General features: G+C 53.7%; 7 tRNA genes. All 7 read right to left on the bottom strand.

The window, feature by feature from the left end:
• Window positions 1–98 precede the first annotated feature (98 nt).
• A tRNA-Arg gene (locus L4D79_RS29810) sits at window positions 99–175 on the bottom strand.
• A 48-nt stretch (window positions 176–223) separates the two neighbouring features.
• A tRNA-Arg gene (locus tag L4D79_RS29805) sits at window positions 224–300 on the bottom strand.
• A gap of 48 nt (window positions 301–348) precedes the next feature.
• Window positions 349–425: transfer RNA gene (locus L4D79_RS29800), tRNA-Arg, on the bottom strand.
• Window positions 426–473: 48 nt separating this feature from the next.
• Window positions 474–550, bottom strand: a tRNA-Arg gene (locus tag L4D79_RS29795).
• Between the two features lie 50 nt (window positions 551–600).
• Window positions 601–677, bottom strand: a tRNA-Arg gene (locus L4D79_RS29790).
• 88 nt (window positions 678–765) lie between these two features.
• Window positions 766–842, bottom strand: a tRNA-Arg gene (locus L4D79_RS29785).
• 41 nt (window positions 843–883) lie between these two features.
• Window positions 884–976: transfer RNA gene (locus L4D79_RS29780), tRNA-Ser, on the bottom strand.
• Window positions 977–1,033 lie beyond the last annotated feature (57 nt).

Below are 1,033 nucleotides of genomic sequence, written 5' to 3'. Positions count from 1 at the left end.
ACCGCCTGGTTCGTAGCCAGGTACTCTATCCAGCTGAGCTACGGACGCACACTAATTCGGTTTTATAGTACCGCCTTGCGGCAATACGTTGTAAATAATGGCGCGCTCGGGAGGATTCGAACCTCCGACCGCCTGGTTCGTAGCCAGGTACTCTATCCAGCTGAGCTACGAGCGCGCAAAATCTGTTTCTATCGCATCGCCTGTCGGCAATACGTTGAAATAATGGCGCGTCCGGGAGGATTCGAACCTCCGACCGCCTGGTTCGTAGCCAGGTACTCTATCCAGCTGAGCTACGGACGCACACTAATTCGGTTTTATAGTACCGCCTGCGGCAATACGTTGTAATAATGGCGCGCTCGGGAGGATTCGAACCTCCGACCGCCTGGTTCGTAGCCAGGTACTCTATCCAGCTGAGCTACGAGCGCGCAAAATCTGTTTTTATCGCATCACCTGTCGGCAATACGTTGAAATAATGGCGCGTCCGGGAGGATTCGAACCTCCGACCGCCTGGTTCGTAGCCAGGTACTCTATCCAGCTGAGCTACGGACGCACACTAATTCGGTTTTATAGTACCGCCTTGCGGCAATACGTTGTAAATAATGGCGCGCTCGGGAGGATTCGAACCTCCGACCGCCTGGTTCGTAGCCAGGTACTCTATCCAGCTGAGCTACGAGCGCGCAAAATTTGTTTTGGTTAGGAAACACCTAACGACCAATGCGTTTCCGTCATTGGCATAAGTAACAATCCGTTGATACTTAGGAATAATGGCGCGTCCGGGAGGATTCGAACCTCCGACCGCCTGGTTCGTAGCCAGGTACTCTATCCAGCTGAGCTACGGACGCGCAGGCATTCTTTATCAAGCAAAACTTGAACAAGAAAAGAATGGCGGTGAAGGAGGGATTCGAACCCTCGATACGGGTATAAGCCGTATACTCCCTTAGCAGGGGAGCGCCTTCAGCCTCTCGGCCACCTCACCACACAAATTATGGCGCGCTCGGGAGGATTCGAACCTCCGACCGCCTGGTTCGTAGCC

Origin of the sequence: Photobacterium satsumensis (assembly GCF_050336935.1) — a bacterium.
Lineage (GTDB): Bacteria > Pseudomonadota > Gammaproteobacteria > Enterobacterales > Vibrionaceae > Photobacterium > Photobacterium satsumensis.
The sequence above is the reverse complement of the archived record's forward strand: the minus strand, read 5'-3'. Positions and strand labels throughout refer to the sequence as shown.